This window comes from Bartonella sp. TT110JLCBS, from assembly GCF_042193405.1.
Classification (GTDB): domain Bacteria; phylum Pseudomonadota; class Alphaproteobacteria; order Rhizobiales; family Rhizobiaceae; genus Bartonella.
Genome location: NZ_JBHILT010000205.1, coordinates 1 through 723, shown reverse-complemented (window position 1 = coordinate 723; position 723 = coordinate 1). Strand labels below are relative to the sequence as shown.

At 41.2% G+C, this 723-nt stretch carries 1 pseudogene; it reads left to right on the top strand.

Going from position 1 to position 723, the window contains the following annotated elements:
• Nucleotides 1–723: pseudogene (locus ACFILW_RS10475) on the top strand (glycine zipper family protein); the annotation flags it as partial.

Sequence of the window (723 nt, the reverse complement as noted above, 5' to 3'; positions counted from 1 at the left end):
ATTTGATGATAAAGATCTTACGTGGTCGGATGCACTAAGGAGTCATGGGATATCTGGTTTGACAGCAGGGTATAGTGATGAGATACAAGCAGCCAATGAAGCAGGTTTTACGGATTATTGGAGCGGCGATAAAAAGGCAGAAGAGGTTTATAATAGAAGGGTAGCTAAGGAGCGCGCTTACCTAAAAGCCTTAGAAAAAAAATATCCATGGTTGTCTTCTGGTGCTTATATTGCTGGTTCGATTTTACCAACAATAGCATCATTTGGTATTCCAGCATTAAATTTTTTGCGAGCAGGTTCGACTTTAGGAGGTTTAGGTAGGGGAGCTCTTGTTGGGGCAGGCTCTGGTGCTTTGCATGGTTCTGGTGCAGGAGAAGGTTATAATGATACGGTGAATTCGGCATTAGGCGGTGGTGTTGGTGGGGCAGTTTTGACGCCGGTTGCTGCTTCAGGAGGTATGGGTATTTCTAAGGCAGTTCGTAGTTTAGGAAATGCTTTAAAATCGCCTCCACTTGTAAGGAATTATTTTAATCCTGCTCGTAAAGAGGTTTCAAATAAAGCTTTGAGAGAAGTTGCCAAGCAACTTTACGATAATAAAACCCAAAAGATCACGGAACGTCTTAGCTCAGAACCTCAGGAAGTATTTTTGACAGATATTAATGAAAAACTACGACAGACTTTGTGGAATGCGTCTAAAACAAATGAAGATGTTTATAATCTCTT